Raw genomic sequence first — 16,420 nt, forward strand, 5'->3', positions numbered from 1 at the left:
TTTTATTTTGATTGTAAATGTGGGCTGTTGATTTCCATTCCAGGGAACGATTAATGAATAATAGTAAATTCAAATATAGTTTCAGATGCTAAAACCAGGTATAATAAAAAACGTATATAAATTAACTATCAATAATTAATTGGAGGATAAAATGGAAGATTTACTTAAACTAGAAGGAAAAAACGTGGTTGTGACTGGGGTAGCCAATGAGCGAAGTATTGCTTGGGGCATTGCACAATCTCTTTATAAAGCTGGGGCAAATGTAATTTATACATACCGCTTAGACAGATCCCTGCAAAAATTGACCAAGCTATTAGAAAAAAACGGGCACCCAACAGATTTGATTTTCCAATGTGATGCAAATGATGATGAAAGTATTCACAAAGCATTTACAGAAATTGGCGAAAGAGTAGGAGTCATTCATGGAATCGTGCATTCCATTGCTTTTGCTCACGCTGAAGATTTACATGGTGAGTTTATTCATACATCAAGAGATGGCTTTGCGTTTGCACATGATACAAGTGCATATTCATTAATTGCCATTGCAAGAGAAGCGAAGCCTTTTATGACAGAAGGTGGCTCTATTGTGACCATGAGTTATTTAGGCGCACAACGTGCAGTTGAGAAATACAACCTTATGGGGATCGCAAAAGCCGCTCTTGAATCAAGCGTAAGATATTTAGCGCTCGAATTAGGAAAAGATGATATCAGAGTAAATGCTGTTTCTGCTGGAGCTATTAGAACACTAGCAGCAAAAGGCATCCCTGGATTTAACGACATACTAAGAATTATTGAAGAAAAAGCACCTTTAAAACGCAATGTTACACAAGAAGAAGTTGGCGACATGACAGTTGGGATGTTAAGCCATTTATCACGGAGTGTTACTGGACAAGTCATTTACGTTGACTCCGGTTATAATATCGTAGGTTAACCTTTTGAATCCAAAAAAGCATCGGTTTGTGTTTTCTCAACCGATGCTTTTTATATGAAAAATTCAAAGAACAGGAAAATCTTTAATTGAAAAGCATCGGTTTAAAATTCGGCCAATAGCCAAAAAATAAGCGCCCAAAGCCTTTCAGGACGCTGTTACATTTCTTTTTGCATTTAACCGCCGTACTCTAATTCCACTTTCAGCTCATCTACATATTCCTTTGATCCAGTTAAAATCAACCGATCATGCAGGCGGAGCTCGGTATCCCCATGAGGAACAATGGATTCGTTACCCCGGAATATCCGAACGAAGATCACATCGCCGGTGAATGGAAAATTCCTAAGGGTTAGACCTTCGTAATTGTCATTCATCAATTCTACTTCATATAGCGAAGTTTCTTTATTCGTCAGGATGCTAATGATGCTCGGCGACTCAATCAGAGCACGCAGAAGCGCTTTGGCAGAAAGGAAGTAAGAAAAGGTTTCGATGCCTTCTTCTATTAATTTTTTCTCTGTTTCTTCTTTTTCCACGTGGGCAATAACACGTTCGGTTCCCTTGGACTTAGCTGCCATCGCCAGCTGTGCATTTTGCTCTAAATCACCGGTCGCAAATACCACAATATCAGCAGCGAACACACCGGTATTCTCGAGCGTATCAACCGTAAGATCATCAAGTTCCTCGACATCAAATAATGAATTGCTTAAGTTATTCTCTTCTGCGTCTGATTTTTTCCGGTAAACAACGGTATCATATAGAGCCGACTTTAATTCTTTAGAGATCGGCATTGTATACTGGTTGGCACCGACAAATACAATGTTAATCCGCTTTTCTTCTTTCATATAAGGCGGAAAGAGCTTTTTAAAGACCACTGGCGTAATTAAGCAAGTAAGCACCGCTACAAGAACGAGCAGACCACTCATTTGGGAAGTGATGACTCCGACCCGTTCAGCGATTTTGGCCGCAGCAATAACCAGTGATAAAGTAGATGTCAGCAAAAAGGCCGAAGCCATTACCGTTTTCATGTCGTACCATTTTCTTAAGTAAAGAAGCGGCAGAATCTTAGAAATAAAAAATGCAATCATTAACAGGGGAATAAGCAGCAGCATCTTCTTATCGCTTAGCAGTGACCACAGATCGAGTTCGACCCCGACCATCACAAAGAAAATCGGGATTAGAAAACCATAGCCGAACGAATCCAGCTGACGAACGAGTTCATGGTTGGGAGCGAGCAGCGAAACAAGAACTCCGGCCAGAAAAGCCCCAAGGATATTTTCCGCCCCTACATATTCTGACAAAGCAACGAGCACAATCATTAATGTGAACACTGCCCTCGTGCCGATCTGCACCGTGCTCGTAGACAACGCTTCAAAAAGAGGTTTGTTTTTGAAACGCTTGGCAATGAAATAAAGAAGGACTCCAACAGCAAACAGCACGAGCAGAAGCCACATGTTTCCCCCATCCGATCCATTTACCGACACGAATACAGCGAGCAAAATCATCGTGACGAGATCGGCAATGACGGCGACAAGCAAAATGATTTGTCCAATGACGGTTTTCATCAAATGAGCTTCTTTTAATGTCGGCACGACCACCCCAAGAGAGATTGTCGAGATAATCAATGTCATTAAGAAGGCGTCCTCAATTAAATGAAGCAGGACAAATAAGTAAGAGAGGCCGAAGGATAGCACTAAGATGCCGGTAAAAATCATTAAAGCAGCAGCAAAGGCATTAGGCTCTTCTTTCCCTGGCAGCATTCTCGATGTTTCTTTTTTCTTGTTGGAAAATGCCGAAAAATCAATTTCGAGCCCGCTCAAAAACATCAAAAAGAGGAATCCGAGCGTGGAAAGTGTTTCCAGCCAGACATCTTGATCAACTATATTAAAACCGCTTTGTCCAATGATCAAGCCAACAATAATTTCCGCGATAACAACTGGGATAAAGTTCAACTTCAACCGGTGCAAAATAATAGGGGTTAAAAAAGCGGCAACAATAACAATAACTAATGAAATCAATGAACCATGCTCTTCCATGCAATCCCCTCCTTTTCCATAAAATTGTTGTGCCTTTCACTACTATAGCAAAAGGAGTGTAAATGTTCTTTTATTATAACTTGCAGTATGATAAAGATAACCATAAAAGGAGTGCCTCTCATATGAAGATTGATATTATTGGAGATATTCACGGCTGCTTTACGGAATTGAAAGAGTTAACTAATAAATTAGGTTATTCATGGGAAAGCGGACTCCCTGTTCATCCCCACAACCGTGTGCTTGGTTTTGTCGGCGATTTAACTGACCGCGGTCCAGACTCTGTCCGTGTAATTGAAACGGTCTACGGCTTATGGGAAAAAAAGCTTGCGTACTATTCCCCCGGCAACCATTGCAATAAGCTATACCGAATGCTGATCGGCAATAAAGTAAAAATTAATAACGGATTGGAAACAACAGTCGACGAGTTAAATGCGTTGGATAACCGTCATTACAAGCGGGTAAAAAAGCAATTCATCACCCTGTATGAGCAATCCCCTCTTTATCAAATTCTTGATGACAGCAACTTAATTATCGCCCATGCAGGCATTCGTGAAAAGGACATTGGCAAATACACTTCTAAAGTAAAAACATTTGTCCTATATGGTGATATCACTGGCGCTGCCGACATTGATGGCTTTCCGATCCGGCGCGATTGGGCCAAGCATTATCACGGCGAGCCGTGGATCGTCTATGGACATACTCCAACACGAGACGTACGCATCATCAACCGCACGGCCAATATTGATACAGGTGCCGTTTTTGGCGGATCATTGACCGCCTTTCGTTATCCTGAAAAACAAACGGTCTCTGTGCCGTCCTCTATGCCATTTATTGCCGAGAAATTCCGCCCAATTGAATAAACACAAAGTGGTCCGCCAACAACCTTCCTAGGGGGACCACTTATCGTCACCTCTGCTCTTGTTAGGGCAGAGGTATTTTATTAATTAGTTATCTTACTTATCACTCTGGTCAAGCGGTTCAAGATGGTCTCGCTTGATCGATTACTGCTTGCATATCCTTCGGTAGAGAGCGTTCAAAGTGCAATAGCTGCTTTGTAATCGGATGCGAAAAAGACAACTTGCCACAGTGAAGGGCCTGCCGATTCATTTCTTTTATAGAGCCTCCATACAATTCGTCACCGAGCAATGGATGGCCAATATAAGCCATATGAACACGAATTTGGTGAGTCCGGCCTGTTTGCAGCTGAAGCGCCACCCGTGTAAAATCTGAAAATGACTCCAGCACGTTAAAATACGTGCATGCGTATTGTCCGTCTTCTCTTACTTCTCGCTCAATAATACTTGTTTCCTTGCGCCCGATCGGCTTCTCGATGATGCCGTTTTGCGATAGCAATCTTCCTTCAGCTAACGCCTCATAGGCTCGGGAAATTTGATTATTTTTCTGCATTTTGGAACATAGGTGATGAACGTGCCGATGCTTCGCAATTAGCACGAGACCCGATGTATCACGGTCAAGTCTCGTAACGATATGTATAGTTGCATCGATTCTTTGTTCCTCATAATAACCAAGCAGTCCATTGGCGAGACTGCCTGACGGATGCTCCCGGGAGGGGATGGTGGTCATCCCTGCCGGCTTTTCTACAACGAGTAAATAATCGTCTTCATATATAATAGAAAGCGGGAACCGCTCTTTCAATATGCCCTCACTCGGTGTTTCTCTCGGAAAAAGAACCTCTACTTCATCTCCTGCCTTTAATAAAAAGCGGACATTCTCTTCTTGACCATTCACTGCAATACGGCCGCCGCCGAATTTAATATCTGTCAGCGCCCGCTTAGAAATTTGCTGCTCAGCTAAAAAATCCCTTAACAGCTTTTGGTTATCTCGTTCTTCCGCCATCCATTTCAGCTGAAATCTCATTGTTTCAACTACTCACGAAAGAATCGTGCACTCTTTTCCAAAATGGGAAAGGACGGAAGCGGGCAAAACGAATTTTCTCATTAGCCACCCGGTACTGGATCGACTTTACATCTTTATGAAGCAAGGTTAAGTGATCAATCGTAACGAGAAAGTCAGACCGGTTAACCGGCTTCAGCATACACGTATGATGAGCGGGCAAAATTAACGGCGATCCTACTGTCCGGAACACACGGTTGTTAATGGAGGCCATTTCAGCAAGCTGCAGCGCACGAATAGATGGATGCAAAATGGCGCCCCCCAAAGCTTTATTATAGGCTGTACTTCCCGATGGAGTAGAGATACACAACCCATCGCCCCGAAAGCGTTCGAATTGATCTCCGCGAATTTCGACATCCATGACAAGCGTGCCATCCACAGCCTTGACGGTAGACTCATTTAATGCCAAATACCGCGTTTCTTTTCCACCGTGCTGGTAACGGATAATGGCCTCTAGAAGCGGATATTCGATAATTTGATACGGTGTGCGGGCGATAGCGATGACGAGCTTTTCAATTTCATCCGGCACCCAATCGGCGTAAAAGCCAAGATGCCCGGTATGAACGCCGACAAAGGCAGTTTTATCCAGACGCTCAATGTAACGATGGAAAGCGTATAAAAGCGTCCCATCTCCACCGACAGAAATGACAATATCTGGCCTGTTCTCATCATAGGTTAACTTAAAGTCGAGCAAATAGGCCCGAATCTTATGCATTAACGCATTAGATTTGGCATCTCCCTTGGATGTTACTGCAAACTTCATGTAAAACCACCTTCTTCCTATTCTTTCGTTCTGTGGTCCTTCACCTGCTCTTTTTTCTTCGTAAAAAATGCTTGAGCTTCTTTAATCTCCTCACGAATAAGCGACATTTCCTCGTCCAGTCGGAAAGCAGCCTCTGCCGCTCTCTCCAGCCTCATTAAAATTTCTTCTGGAAATTGTCCATCATATTTATAATTTAATGAATGCTCAATAGTTGCCCAGAAATTCATTGCCAGCGTCCGGATTTGAATTTCGGCCAGGATTTTCTTTTCGCCGTGGATGGTTTGCACCGGATACTCGATGACCATATGGTAAGAACGATAGCCGCTCGGCTTTTTATGGGAAATATAGTCCTTCTCTTCGATGATCTTAAAGTCTTTGCGCATGCGCAGTTTCTTGACGACTTTAATAATATCATCAACAAACTGGCACATCATACGGACGCCAGCAATGTCCTGCATCTCCGTTTCAAGCCGGTCCAAAGAAATGTTTTTATCTTTCGCTTTGTCAAGAATGCTGGCAATCGGTTTCACGCGTCCTGTAACAAATTCAATCGGTGAATGCTCATCCCCATATTCAAACTGTTTTCGCATTCCTTTCAGCTTCACTTTTAACTCATCCACCGCTTGTTTATAAGGTATTAAAAACTCATCCCAATTTATCATTTTTCTTCCCTCTCAGACATAGCTGCATTATTGATGATGTAAAAAGACAGCCTCTACCTTCTTCACCATTTCTTCTCCATAATTGCTGTTGCCTTCGATATTGTTAATTAAATAAATAAGCTCTTCTTTCCAGCCAGTCAGTTCGAGAGTGGTGTCTTCGCCTGCTGCAAAGAGACAGGCTTCTTCTTTTAACGCTTTCTCCAAATCTCCCCATGCTGTTTCATGTATGTATAAATAAATAAATTCATCCTTTTCTTCTGCTAAATAAACAAAAGCCATTTGATCGGAATCGACGATCATTTGCCCTGCTGCTTTAATACCCTCCATCTTTACAGGTGAGTCTGCATGCAGTTCAATCCCATCGCCATTCCATTGTGCTTTCGTGAAATGAATTGTTTTTCTCATTCTCTCTTTCCCCTCTCCATGCCTGCTATGTTAAACTTTAAAAGCGGAAGCGCCTGATCTGCCGCAATAGGCCACTGATCTAAAAAGCAAAAGGCGGGTAAACACCATTCTGCTACGCAGGTGGAACAGCCTCATTGCCTTGCGGTACCTGCAGACAGGCTTTAATAAAAACTCATTTCATATTTTAACACATCTGTCCATTTCAAATACAGAACTATGGATATACGAAACTAAATTAGGGAAAGAGGAAAAAAGCATGAGTCAGGAATTAGAAATCGAGTTTAAGAACATGGTAAGTGAAACAACTTTTAAGCGTCTAATGGATGCCTTTCAACTGCAGCCGGCAGATTTTCACATCCAACACAATCATTACTTTGATACAGAAGACTTTCTTTTAAAACAGGCGGGTTGTGCTCTGCGTATCCGTGAGAAAAATGAAGCCTTTGAGTTAACTTTGAAGGAGCCGGCAACGGGTGGCCTTCTCGAAACCAATGAAACACTTTCCCGTTCAGAGGCAGAGATGCTTTTAGCAGGCGGGGCTTTTCCTGATGGAGCAGTAAAAAGAGCCCTTCAATACTTAATAACCGATTTAACTAAGTTAAAACCTTTTGGGACATTATCTACAAAAAGGGCAGAAGTGGTGCATGAAAGCGGACTGCTCGTTTTTGATCATAGCTTTTATTTAGGATGCGAGGATTATGAAATTGAATACGAGGCAGCAGAGAGACAAAGCGGAGAAGAAACCTTTAATAATTTCTTAAAAAATTATCAAATTCCTTTAAAGCAAGCCGATAATAAAGTAAGAAGATTTTATAAAGAAAAGTTACGCCAGACAGCTGGTGATCAATAAGGAGCGAACGATGAGCAGCAACCCATTCCAAACTATGTTTGCCACAGGCATTATGCAAAGTATGTCTACGTACCCGAACACCACGACCTCTGTCACAACAGCTCCGAGCCAAATATTTGGTGCTGTTCTGCAACAGGCTTTAATGCAGGGGCTTGAACTTGTCGGTGGAGGATCTGTCGCTGATTCTTTGGAAAACACAGATACCGACACTTCCTCCCCTTCAGCTTTGCCGTCCGCGCTGCTTCCAACAAAACCAGGAGCGGACTTGTTAAAGAACATCAACACAACAGTAAAGACGGATTTTGATGATATTATTACCCGAGCTGCCGAAAAATACAACATACCGAAAAAGCTTATCCAGGCAGTTATTCGCCAGGAATCGAATTTTAATCCGAATGCGAGAAGCTACGTTGGTGCAGCTGGCTTGATGCAATTAATGCCGGCGACTGCGCGTGGACTCGGTGTGAAGAACGTTTATGACCCTGAACAAAATATATTCGGCGGCACAAAATATCTCCGGCAAATGCTTGACCAATTTAACGGAAACATTAAGCTGGCACTTGCTGCCTATAATGCCGGAGCAGGCAATGTCAAGAAGTACGGCGGCATACCGCCATTCAAAGAAACACAAAATTATGTTCAAAAAATTACTTCCCATTATTATGCCTAATGCCCGTATGTTAAACAGACCGTTGAATGGTCTGTTTTCTTTTATACCGGGACCATATTCCTGCGCAAGCTTGTAAAAAATAGGCATAAGCACTTTGTTTGTGTTATAACAGTCCCCTTGATAAAATAAATTTAGACTACAAGGAAAAAAGGAGTTATTGGTATGGGCGAAAAATCAATAGCACCATTTGAATACATCGGTGAAAAGAAGCTTTCAGAACTAGTTGACACGTTTTACTTAAAGGTTAGTCAGCATCCTGATTTATTCCCAATTTTCCCTGACGACTTAACTGAAACAGCCCGCAAGCAAAAGCAATTTCTTACTCAATATTTGGGCGGGCCTCCTTTATATACCGAAGAACATGGCCACCCGATGCTTCGAGCTCGTCATATGCCTTTTCCGATCACTCCGAAACGTGCCCGCGCCTGGCTTTCCTGCATGCAGGAAGCGATGGACGAAGTGGAGCTTCACGGTGATTTACGGGACTTCCTTTATCATCGGCTTGAGTTAACGGCAAATCATATGGTTAATCAGCCGGAAGGACCGGGTGAAAACTATTGAAACCATCATTACTGCTTAACCGGATGTGTTCCACTCAGCAAAAGCCGCTGGAGATCTATTTATTTGTTGATCCGCTCTGTGCGGAATGCTGGGCACTTGAGCCATTTATCCGAAAATTATATATCGAATATGGTCGTTATTTCCGTTTGAAGCAAGTACTAACCGGGAATCTTGCAGCGCTGAATCTCCCGGAGTCTAAGGTTCGCAATTGGGAAGCAACTGCTGCTAGAACTGGCATGTCATGTGATGGTGCTCTATGGATGGATCAGTCTATGTCCTCCCCTTTTCTTGCTTCTGTTGCTATTAAAGCTGCAGAACTGCAAGGTCGCAGAGCAGGAAGCCGCTTTTTAAGAAAGCTGCAGGAAGTACTATTTATTGAAAAACAAAATGTTTCTGATCTGGCGGTCCTAACCGATTGTGCAGAGGAAGCTGGACTGGACAAGGCAGAATTCTTGAACGACGTTCACTCTTCCAGTGCAGCCAAAGCCTTTCAATGCGATTTAAAGATCGCTGCCGAGATGGAAGTAACAGAAACACCAACGCTTGTTTTCTTCAATGAAAACATTGAAGAAGAAGGCATCAAGATTACCGGACTCTATTCTTATGATATTTATGTGCAGATTATTGAAGAAATGCTTGATGAAATACCAGAACCGCAAGAGCCACCTTCTCTTGAAGATTTTCTAAAACAATTTCGGTTCACAGCTTCAAAGGAAATTAGTACGGTGTACAATTGGACAGAACGAGAAGTTGAAAAAGAGATGAAAAAGCTTCTTCTTCAACGAAAGGTCCGTAAAGTACCAGTAAAGTTTGGCTCGATATGGGAATTTATTGATGAATGATGGTGCTGGAAGCTCGTTCCAGCATTTTTTCGATAAACAGCCTCGTCTCAAAGGCTGTTTTTTTATTTGAAATAAAACAGCAAAAAAGAAAAGGCCTTGTATAATTACAAGGCCTTTTCTCACGAACAAAGGGGATGGGAGAAATTTTTCACGGTCAAACAAAGGGGTATATGTTTGTATGTGATCAACTTCACGTTTTTCATCTTATCATGCATAAACCCTTAAAAACAAGTGTTTGTGCTTAATTTCACACATTTGTCATAACAATGGAATAGAAAGCGTAAACTAACATATAATGGTACTTGCTGCAGGAGGTCTTTCTATGAAATGGGTTGCCTTTTGGTTTTATGTTTCACTTATAGCCGCTGCCTTTTTCTTTAATTTACTCGGTCTGCTGAACTTATACCCATTGTATGTAACAGCACCAGCTTTATTCTTTGTTTTATTTATTCCCGTATACGTTATGAATCGCCAAAAAAGATGAACACGAAAAAGAAAGAGAGTACCCGGACGTCCGGACACTCTCTTTCTTTTTATGACAGCAATTGCTCCATTTCATTTAATTTCTCTTCAAACACTTTGCAAGCTTCTTCAATTGGTTGAGCAGTGGTCATATCGACTCCTGCTTTCTTTAATACTTCGATTGGATAATCAGAGCTGCCTGCTTTTAAGAACTCGTTAATATAACGGTCTACCGCCGGCTGGCCTTCCTCTAAAATTTGTTTGCTGAGCGCTGTCGCTGCACTAAAGCCCGTTGCATACTGATACACATAGTAATTGTAATAAAAATGTGGAATGCGCGCCCACTCAAGGCCGATCTCTTCGTCAATAACCATGCCGCTGCCAAAATATTTTTTATTTAGCTCATAGTATTCCTTCGTTAAAGAATCCGCTGTCAGCGCTTCTCCGTTTTGAGCCTTCATGTGAATCAGGTGCTCGAATTCAGCAAACATGGTTTGACGGAAAACGGTACCGCGGAACCCTTCAAGATAATGATTCAAAATATAAAGCCGTTTCTTCTCATCATCTAGATTTTTAAGCATATAGTCATTCAGCAGTGCTTCATTGCACGTAGAAGCCACTTCTGCCACAAAGATGGAGTAGTTGCCATATACGTAAGGCTGGGATTCTCTCGTGAAATAACTGTGCATGCTGTGGCCAAATTCATGAACTAATGTAAATAGATTGTTCACATTGTCCTGCCAATTCATCAAAATATACGGATTGGTTCCGTACGCACCAGAAGAATACGCCCCGCTGCGCTTCCCTTTATTTTCAACCACATCGACCCAGCGGTTCTCTAGGCCACTTTTCAAGATCCGGCTGTATTCTTCTCCCATTGGAGCCAATCCATTGATCATATACTCTTTCGCTTCATCATAAGTCACTTTCATCTTTACATCTTTTACGAGCGGAGTATATAAATCATACATATGAAGCTCATCAACACCAAGCACTTTTTTTCGGAGTTCCACGTAACGGTGGAGCAAATGCAAATTGTCATTTACTGTGTTAACAAGGTTATCATACACCGCTTCCGGAATATTATTGCCTGCCAATGCGGCTTCTCGCGCATTGTTATAATGCCGCACACGCGCATAAAAATTATCCTTTTTCACTTGGCTGCTAAGCGTGCTTGCAAACGTATTTTTGAAGTTCCCATATGTTTTATAGACCGCTTTAAATGCTTCTTCTCTTACACGGCGGTCACTGGATTCCAGAAATTGAATATAACGGCCATGCGTAATTTGGACGTCATCCCCTTCTTCATCCTTAATGACCGGAAATTCAAGATCGGCGTTATTCAGCATGCCAAAAGTATTGCTGGCAGCAGCTGTGACTTCTGATACTTGAGCTAATAAATTCTCCTCCGCCGCCGATAATACGTGCGGACGCTGTAAATTGATTTCTTCAATCGCCTGTTTGTACACCTTTAACCCTTCATAGCTACCTATGAATTGCTTTAACTTTTCTTCATCAATCGCTAAGATTTCAGGCGTTGCATATGAAAGAGCACTTCCAATTTGGGTGTATAAATTTTTCGCGCGATCGTCCATTCCCTGATAGTGAGAATTTGTTGTATCTTGATCATAGCGCATATGAGAGTATGTATACAGTTTGCCCATGCGCTCTAATAACTCATCTTGATAAGTGAAAAAACGATAAAGATTTTCTGCACTTTCTCCGAGTGTTCCCCGATAGGTTTGTGCTTGTTCTGACAGTTTCTTAACCTGCTCAAATTCCTGCTCCCATTGCTGGTCATCTTCAAAGATATCTTCGAGCCGCCATGTTAGCTCTTCCTGTACACTATCCCTTGCCGGAAGCTGCTTTACTGCTTGTTCGTTCGTCATCTTTAACCCCTCCAGTTTCCATAATTTCTCTTCCTCTTAATCATATTATTGTATGCCGAAAAACTCAAAAAATAAGCCGGGGGATGATAAACTCTTCAAAATCATTTATAAAAATTTTTTCTCTCTCTGTCCGTTCAAATACTGTGCGATTTACTCGTTTATTCTCCGTTCCCACCGCTTGCCAAAGGGATAAATATTCCGTCATAAGACAGAGAATTCCCGGTGATGGACACAATGGAAAAGTATTCATCTGCAGCTCTCCCCGCTCTATCCTCTTCTCAATCACCGCTACTGCTTCTTCTGCTACTGCGTTCTTTTTAGAGACCAACAAATCGTTCCATAAATAAAATTGCCATTCAATCGGATGATTTTTAATAAGTGCCATAAATCGAACCGGCATTCCTATACAAAGGGGCAACAAGGACGGGTGATGACTTGTTTTATATACTGCGCTGAAAAATGAATCATATAACCCTTGTTTAAAATATAGTTGTTTTTGCAGCCAGCAATCTCTTTGGCGAAACCAGTCGGACAGGGAAAAAACAGCAAGTGTATGAGCTTTAGTAAATGTTGGGGGATAGGATAAAGAATAGAGCGGTATTATTTGGACAGAAGCTGAATAAAGAGACGGGGACATTGGAGTAAGTTGAGAATAGAGAATGAAGTGCTGGCGATCTGGACAGTAGGCCAGAAACCAAAAGCCAAAATGCGGAGAATACCGAAAAAAGAGGCGATGAAAGGCGGAGATTTGATAAAGTCGATTCTGTCTCTTAACCGGCGGGCCTCCATATATCCAGAACGGAACAATGTCATTTTCTTCATATCCCTTTGTTCTTTTGGCAAACAGAGTAGCCGAAAGAGGAGAACATTGATATTCGATCGCTACTTTTCCTTCTACGAGTAAATCAGGGCGCTGGGCCATTTCTGGCAAATAGGCCTCCAGCTCTGTTTTATGAGTGCGACTGATCCATTTGTATAAATCAGCTTTCCCCTTCAAATGGCGGTCGGATTCTCCTTCAGAAAACGACGCGCATGCACGCAATGACTGATGAGCAAAATGGGGCATCTTTATAGCCCCTGCCTTCAAAACCACTGGCTGTCGGCAAGAGGGACAAAAGTAAGAAGAATCGCGGATTTTCCGAATCACTGATTCTTCAAGGCGGCTTTCCAGGCTGATCACCTGACCGAATTGATTAATAGCCACTAGCATAAATTGACACTCCTTTCCTCCTTACCTTTATTCGCCCTCTTTCTTCCCGTTCCTTCCGAAAATGGAAGGAAGTTATATTTCCCTGCCTCTTCCCCATTCACAAAAAGAGCAAAGCCTTAGGCTTTGCTCTTACAATAATGGCGATAGGAGCCTCGATGTTGATTCAATGAGACGATAACCAAGGTGACGCCCATTAAAGTCATCCAAGTTGATTTCATCAGAGGCATGAATATCGTTGATGTATTCCCTCACGAGTGATTCGATGCTGTGAGTGTGGTACAGGAAAGCATTCACCTCAAAGTTCAAATGGAAACTCCTCATGTCCATATTTGATGTACCGATGGAAGCTATCTCGCCATCCACGATAATAAATTTACTATGCATGAATCCTTCCCTATATTCGAAAATGCGCGCCCCGGCTTCAAGCAATTCCGGGAAATAGGAACGAGAGGCATGAAAGACGATCCGCTTGTCAGGGTGCTTTGGCACTAATAAGCGGACATCTATCCCGCTTAAAGCAGCAATTTTTAATGCTGAAAAAATATCTTCATCCGGGATGAAATAAGGGCTAGCAATCCAAACAAACTCCTGTGCCGATGTAATCATGGAAAAGAAAACATTTTTAATGACGCTCCACTCATTATCTGGGCCTCCAGCGATCATTTGGACTCCCCCTGTTCTCCGTACCTTTTTCTCCGGTTCAGGTGTTAAATATCCTGGTGTAATGAAGCTGTCATTCGTCATGTAATACCAGTCCTGAAGGAAAATTAACTGCAGCGAACGGACCGCTTCTCCACGTACGTATAAATGAGTATCGCGCCAAAATCCAAACTGGGGATCTTTCCCTAAATATTCATCACCGATATTTAAACCACCGACAAATCCCACTTTGCCATCAATAACAATGATCTTACGATGATTGCGGAAGTTGAACTTGCTGTTTAGAAGCGGCATTTTTACTGGACCAAAGGCCACCATTTCAATGCCAGCTTCCCGCAATTCCTCAATATAGGCTTTCGACAGCCTCCAGGAACCCACCGCATCGTATAAAAAGCGGACCTTTACACCATCTTTAGCTTTAGCAATCAGCACATCCTTAATTTCGTTGCCAATGCCGTCTGCGCGTACGATATAGTACTCCATGTGAATATGATGACGGGCTTTTTTCAATTCTCTCAGAATGGAATCATATGTTTCCTCGCCATTTGTCAATAATTCGGTTTCAGTGTGAAAAGAGATCTCCATATTGCCGAGCCTTTCCGCTAGGGCATACACTTTATGCTCTCCATACTTCTGGAAATGCTGCCTTAAATCTTCCGGTGTATGGGTAAAGTTGTATTGTTGATATGTTTCTTTATCCAGAATATATTTTTTCTTAAACATCCGTTCTTTCCGGTAGCTTCTGCCAAATAATAAGTAAAAAATAAATCCAAAAAGCGGAAAAGCACCTAACACGACAAGCCATGTAACTGTTTGCGTCGGGTGCCTGTTTTCAAAAAAGATTAAAAAGCTAATGACAATTACAGAAAGTGTTAACGCCACGCTCGTATATTTCAATAGCCCGTTCATATAGTGATCCGCCCACAATATATAGAGCACAATCACAGCTAACACAAAACCGGCTACTTTTATCGTATGTTTCATTCGTTTTCTCCTGCCCCTTCTACTCCTGTTGCTCATTTCCTGCTATTATACCCTTTTTTCCCAAAGAAACGCCCGCTCTTCTTTTTATTTATTCATAAAAAAAGCGCTGATTTCCAAAGAAATCCGCGCTGGCTTTATTAATTGAAATATTTGCGAACAGTTTCAAATACATCGCTTTCCATCACGCATGTTCCATATTCCTGAAGGCGATGGACGGTCACTCCTGATTCATCTGTATATTCTAGCAACAGGCTTAATGTATTTTCCACTTTTTCCTCATCCAGAGTCCCCTCTGGAAATTCCACAAATAAATAGTATTTATTATTGTAGGCATACAATTGTGTTGACAGCTCATCTAGATCTGTCCGCTTGCTTAATTGTATGAGATCCTCAAAATCATTAAATGAAAGCATAAATTCCAGCATAGGCTCTTTCGCTTCGGCATCTTCATTTGCCTGAAAATGTTCATCGAGCAGTTCTTCCAAACGATCGTCAACTGGGAAATCCCGGTACTTATCTCCGGGAAGCGGCAGCTCAATTCGTTGACCATCCTTCGTTAGATTCGCTTGTGTTACCAATATTTCGAGCCCCTTGTCTAAGGCTTGAACTTGAATCCATAGCGGTCCATCGACTGTAAAGTCTTCTTCATCATGTATTTCTTCCATCATGTCCCAAAAAAGTTCTTCACTTCTCTCGCGATTATACCAAATTTCCTCGCGATCAAAGCCTCTTTCCTCTATATCCAAGTATGAAATGTAAAACTTAACTGTGTTGTCGTTAATACGTTCAATTTCCATAACTACCTCTCCCTTCCGTCTAAGGGTACCTGAGGACGACTCCCCTTATTATTAGGCATTGCCCCAAATAGCTTGATGATATACATCTACCTGATTCTATTGTATGCTAAACGCAAAGCAAATGAAAATATAATGATTCTAAAATAAAAAGAGTGTCTCGCTATTCTATCTGAATTTTATAAAAATTACAACCCGGAAATAAAAATAAAAACCCCCATACTTCCGGTATGAAGGTTCTCTTCTTTAGTTGACGAGCCGTTGCGCTTCCTTCAATTGGAATGTACGCACTTTTCTTGGCAAGAATCGGCGAATTTCATCCTCGTTATAGCCTACTTGTAATCGTTTCTCATCCAGAATAATCGGACGGCGAAGCAGCCCTGGATTAGATTGGATCAGCTCGAATAAATTTTGTAGAGGCAGCGCCTCAAGATCTACATTTAACTTTTGAAAGATCTTTGAGCGTGTGGAAATGATTTCATCCGTGCCATCTTCTGTCATTCGTAATATCTCTTTAATTTCTTCGATGCTCAAAGGCTCGGAAAAAATATTTCTTTCAACGTATGGAATTTCGTGTTCTTCTAACCATGCTTTTGCTTTGCGGCAGGAAGTACAACTTGGTGAAGTATATAAAGTAACCATTCCTCAAACACACTCCTTAAAGATTAAAATATAATACCTGTTCTTTCATGAGGAATCTCCATTCATGAAGCAGTCGATTTGAATAATTTCAAATGCCCGGCTACAATATATATTATACATGATGGAACAGCTCATGAATACAGTTTTCATT

General features: G+C 41.8%; 17 protein-coding genes. 7 read left to right on the forward strand and 10 right to left on the reverse strand.

The features are described 5' to 3' along the window. Positions 1–151: 151 nt before the first annotated feature. Positions 152–931, forward strand: coding sequence for an enoyl-ACP reductase FabI (locus MKZ02_RS20390; RefSeq protein WP_340855909.1), 780 nt, complete (start codon positions 152–154; stop codon positions 929–931). A gap of 173 nt (positions 932–1,104) precedes the next feature. Here MKZ02_RS20390 and MKZ02_RS20395 read toward each other — a convergent pair whose 3' ends face one another. After that, positions 1,105–2,961, reverse strand: a complete 1,857-nt coding sequence (locus tag MKZ02_RS20395) for a monovalent cation:proton antiporter family protein (protein ID WP_120036507.1) — start codon at positions 2,959–2,961, stop codon at positions 1,105–1,107. A gap of 122 nt (positions 2,962–3,083) precedes the next feature. Between MKZ02_RS20395 and prpE the strand changes: the two genes are divergently transcribed. After that, a complete protein-coding gene (prpE, locus tag MKZ02_RS20400) occupies positions 3,084–3,821 on the forward strand; it encodes a bis(5'-nucleosyl)-tetraphosphatase PrpE (protein ID WP_340855913.1) in 738 nt (245 codons plus the stop codon). 118 nt (positions 3,822–3,939) lie between these two features. On the opposite strand, the gene MKZ02_RS20405 is transcribed toward prpE, so the two are convergent. From MKZ02_RS20405 to MKZ02_RS20420, 4 genes are read right to left on the reverse strand one after another with little or no spacing between them, the layout of a single operon-like run. Next, positions 3,940–4,839 (reverse strand): RluA family pseudouridine synthase, encoded by a 900-nt coding sequence (locus MKZ02_RS20405; RefSeq protein WP_340855915.1) that lies wholly within the window; start codon positions 4,837–4,839, stop codon positions 3,940–3,942. Between the two features lie 4 nt (positions 4,840–4,843). Next, complete coding sequence (locus MKZ02_RS20410) at positions 4,844–5,638, reverse strand: NAD kinase (protein WP_120036504.1); 795 nt, start codon at positions 5,636–5,638, stop codon at positions 4,844–4,846. Between the two features lie 17 nt (positions 5,639–5,655). After that, on the reverse strand, positions 5,656–6,300 hold the full coding sequence (locus tag MKZ02_RS20415; RefSeq protein ID WP_120036503.1) for a GTP pyrophosphokinase: 645 nt from the start codon (positions 6,298–6,300) through the stop codon (positions 5,656–5,658). A gap of 27 nt (positions 6,301–6,327) precedes the next feature. Next, positions 6,328–6,705: a UPF0738 family protein gene (locus MKZ02_RS20420; protein WP_340855920.1), complete on the reverse strand. Its 378-nt coding sequence runs from the start codon at positions 6,703–6,705 to the stop codon at positions 6,328–6,330. A 256-nt stretch (positions 6,706–6,961) separates the two neighbouring features. On the opposite strand from MKZ02_RS20420, the gene MKZ02_RS20425 reads away from it, so the two are divergent. The 5 genes from MKZ02_RS20425 to MKZ02_RS20445 all read left to right on the forward strand — a co-directional run bounded on the left by MKZ02_RS20425 (position 6,962) and on the right by MKZ02_RS20445 (position 10,112). After that, positions 6,962–7,555, forward strand: coding sequence for a CYTH domain-containing protein (locus tag MKZ02_RS20425; protein ID WP_340855922.1), 594 nt, complete (start codon positions 6,962–6,964; stop codon positions 7,553–7,555). A gap of 10 nt (positions 7,556–7,565) precedes the next feature. Continuing rightward, positions 7,566–8,225 carry a lytic transglycosylase domain-containing protein gene (locus MKZ02_RS20430; RefSeq protein ID WP_120036501.1) on the forward strand — a complete coding sequence of 220 codons (660 nt, stop codon included), beginning with the start codon at positions 7,566–7,568 and terminating at the stop codon, positions 8,223–8,225. A 162-nt stretch (positions 8,226–8,387) separates the two neighbouring features. After that, positions 8,388–8,786 (forward strand): globin domain-containing protein, encoded by a 399-nt coding sequence (locus tag MKZ02_RS20435; RefSeq protein ID WP_120036500.1) that lies wholly within the window; start codon positions 8,388–8,390, stop codon positions 8,784–8,786. 23 nt (positions 8,787–8,809) lie between these two features. Beyond that, the gene (locus MKZ02_RS20440; RefSeq protein ID WP_120038145.1) at positions 8,810–9,628 is read left to right on the forward strand and encodes a ClpXP adapter SpxH family protein; all 819 of its coding nucleotides are present in this window, start codon (positions 8,810–8,812) and stop codon (positions 9,626–9,628) included. A 322-nt stretch (positions 9,629–9,950) separates the two neighbouring features. Next, positions 9,951–10,112 carry a hypothetical protein gene (locus MKZ02_RS20445; RefSeq protein ID WP_182917102.1) on the forward strand — a complete coding sequence of 54 codons (162 nt, stop codon included), beginning with the start codon at positions 9,951–9,953 and terminating at the stop codon, positions 10,110–10,112. Positions 10,113–10,161: 49 nt separating this feature from the next. Here MKZ02_RS20445 and pepF read toward each other — a convergent pair whose 3' ends face one another. The 5 genes from pepF to spxA all read right to left on the reverse strand — a co-directional run bounded on the left by pepF (position 10,162) and on the right by spxA (position 16,269). Next, positions 10,162–11,979 carry an oligoendopeptidase F gene (gene pepF / locus MKZ02_RS20450; RefSeq protein WP_120036499.1) on the reverse strand — a complete coding sequence of 606 codons (1,818 nt, stop codon included), beginning with the start codon at positions 11,977–11,979 and terminating at the stop codon, positions 10,162–10,164. A 64-nt stretch (positions 11,980–12,043) separates the two neighbouring features. Then, positions 12,044–13,189: a competence protein CoiA gene (locus MKZ02_RS20455; protein WP_340855926.1), complete on the reverse strand. Its 1,146-nt coding sequence runs from the start codon at positions 13,187–13,189 to the stop codon at positions 12,044–12,046. A 129-nt stretch (positions 13,190–13,318) separates the two neighbouring features. Then, the gene (gene cls, locus MKZ02_RS20460; protein ID WP_340855928.1) at positions 13,319–14,833 is read right to left on the reverse strand and encodes a cardiolipin synthase; all 1,515 of its coding nucleotides are present in this window, start codon (positions 14,831–14,833) and stop codon (positions 13,319–13,321) included. Between the two features lie 137 nt (positions 14,834–14,970). Continuing rightward, complete coding sequence (gene mecA / locus MKZ02_RS20465; RefSeq protein ID WP_120036496.1) at positions 14,971–15,630, reverse strand: adaptor protein MecA; 660 nt, start codon at positions 15,628–15,630, stop codon at positions 14,971–14,973. Positions 15,631–15,873: 243 nt separating this feature from the next. Continuing rightward, positions 15,874–16,269: a transcriptional regulator SpxA gene (gene spxA, locus MKZ02_RS20470; protein ID WP_041099230.1), complete on the reverse strand. Its 396-nt coding sequence runs from the start codon at positions 16,267–16,269 to the stop codon at positions 15,874–15,876. Positions 16,270–16,420 lie beyond the last annotated feature (151 nt).

This window comes from Pseudobacillus sp. FSL P4-0506, from assembly GCF_038003025.1.
Taxonomy (GTDB): domain Bacteria; phylum Bacillota; class Bacilli; order Bacillales; family Domibacillaceae; genus Pseudobacillus.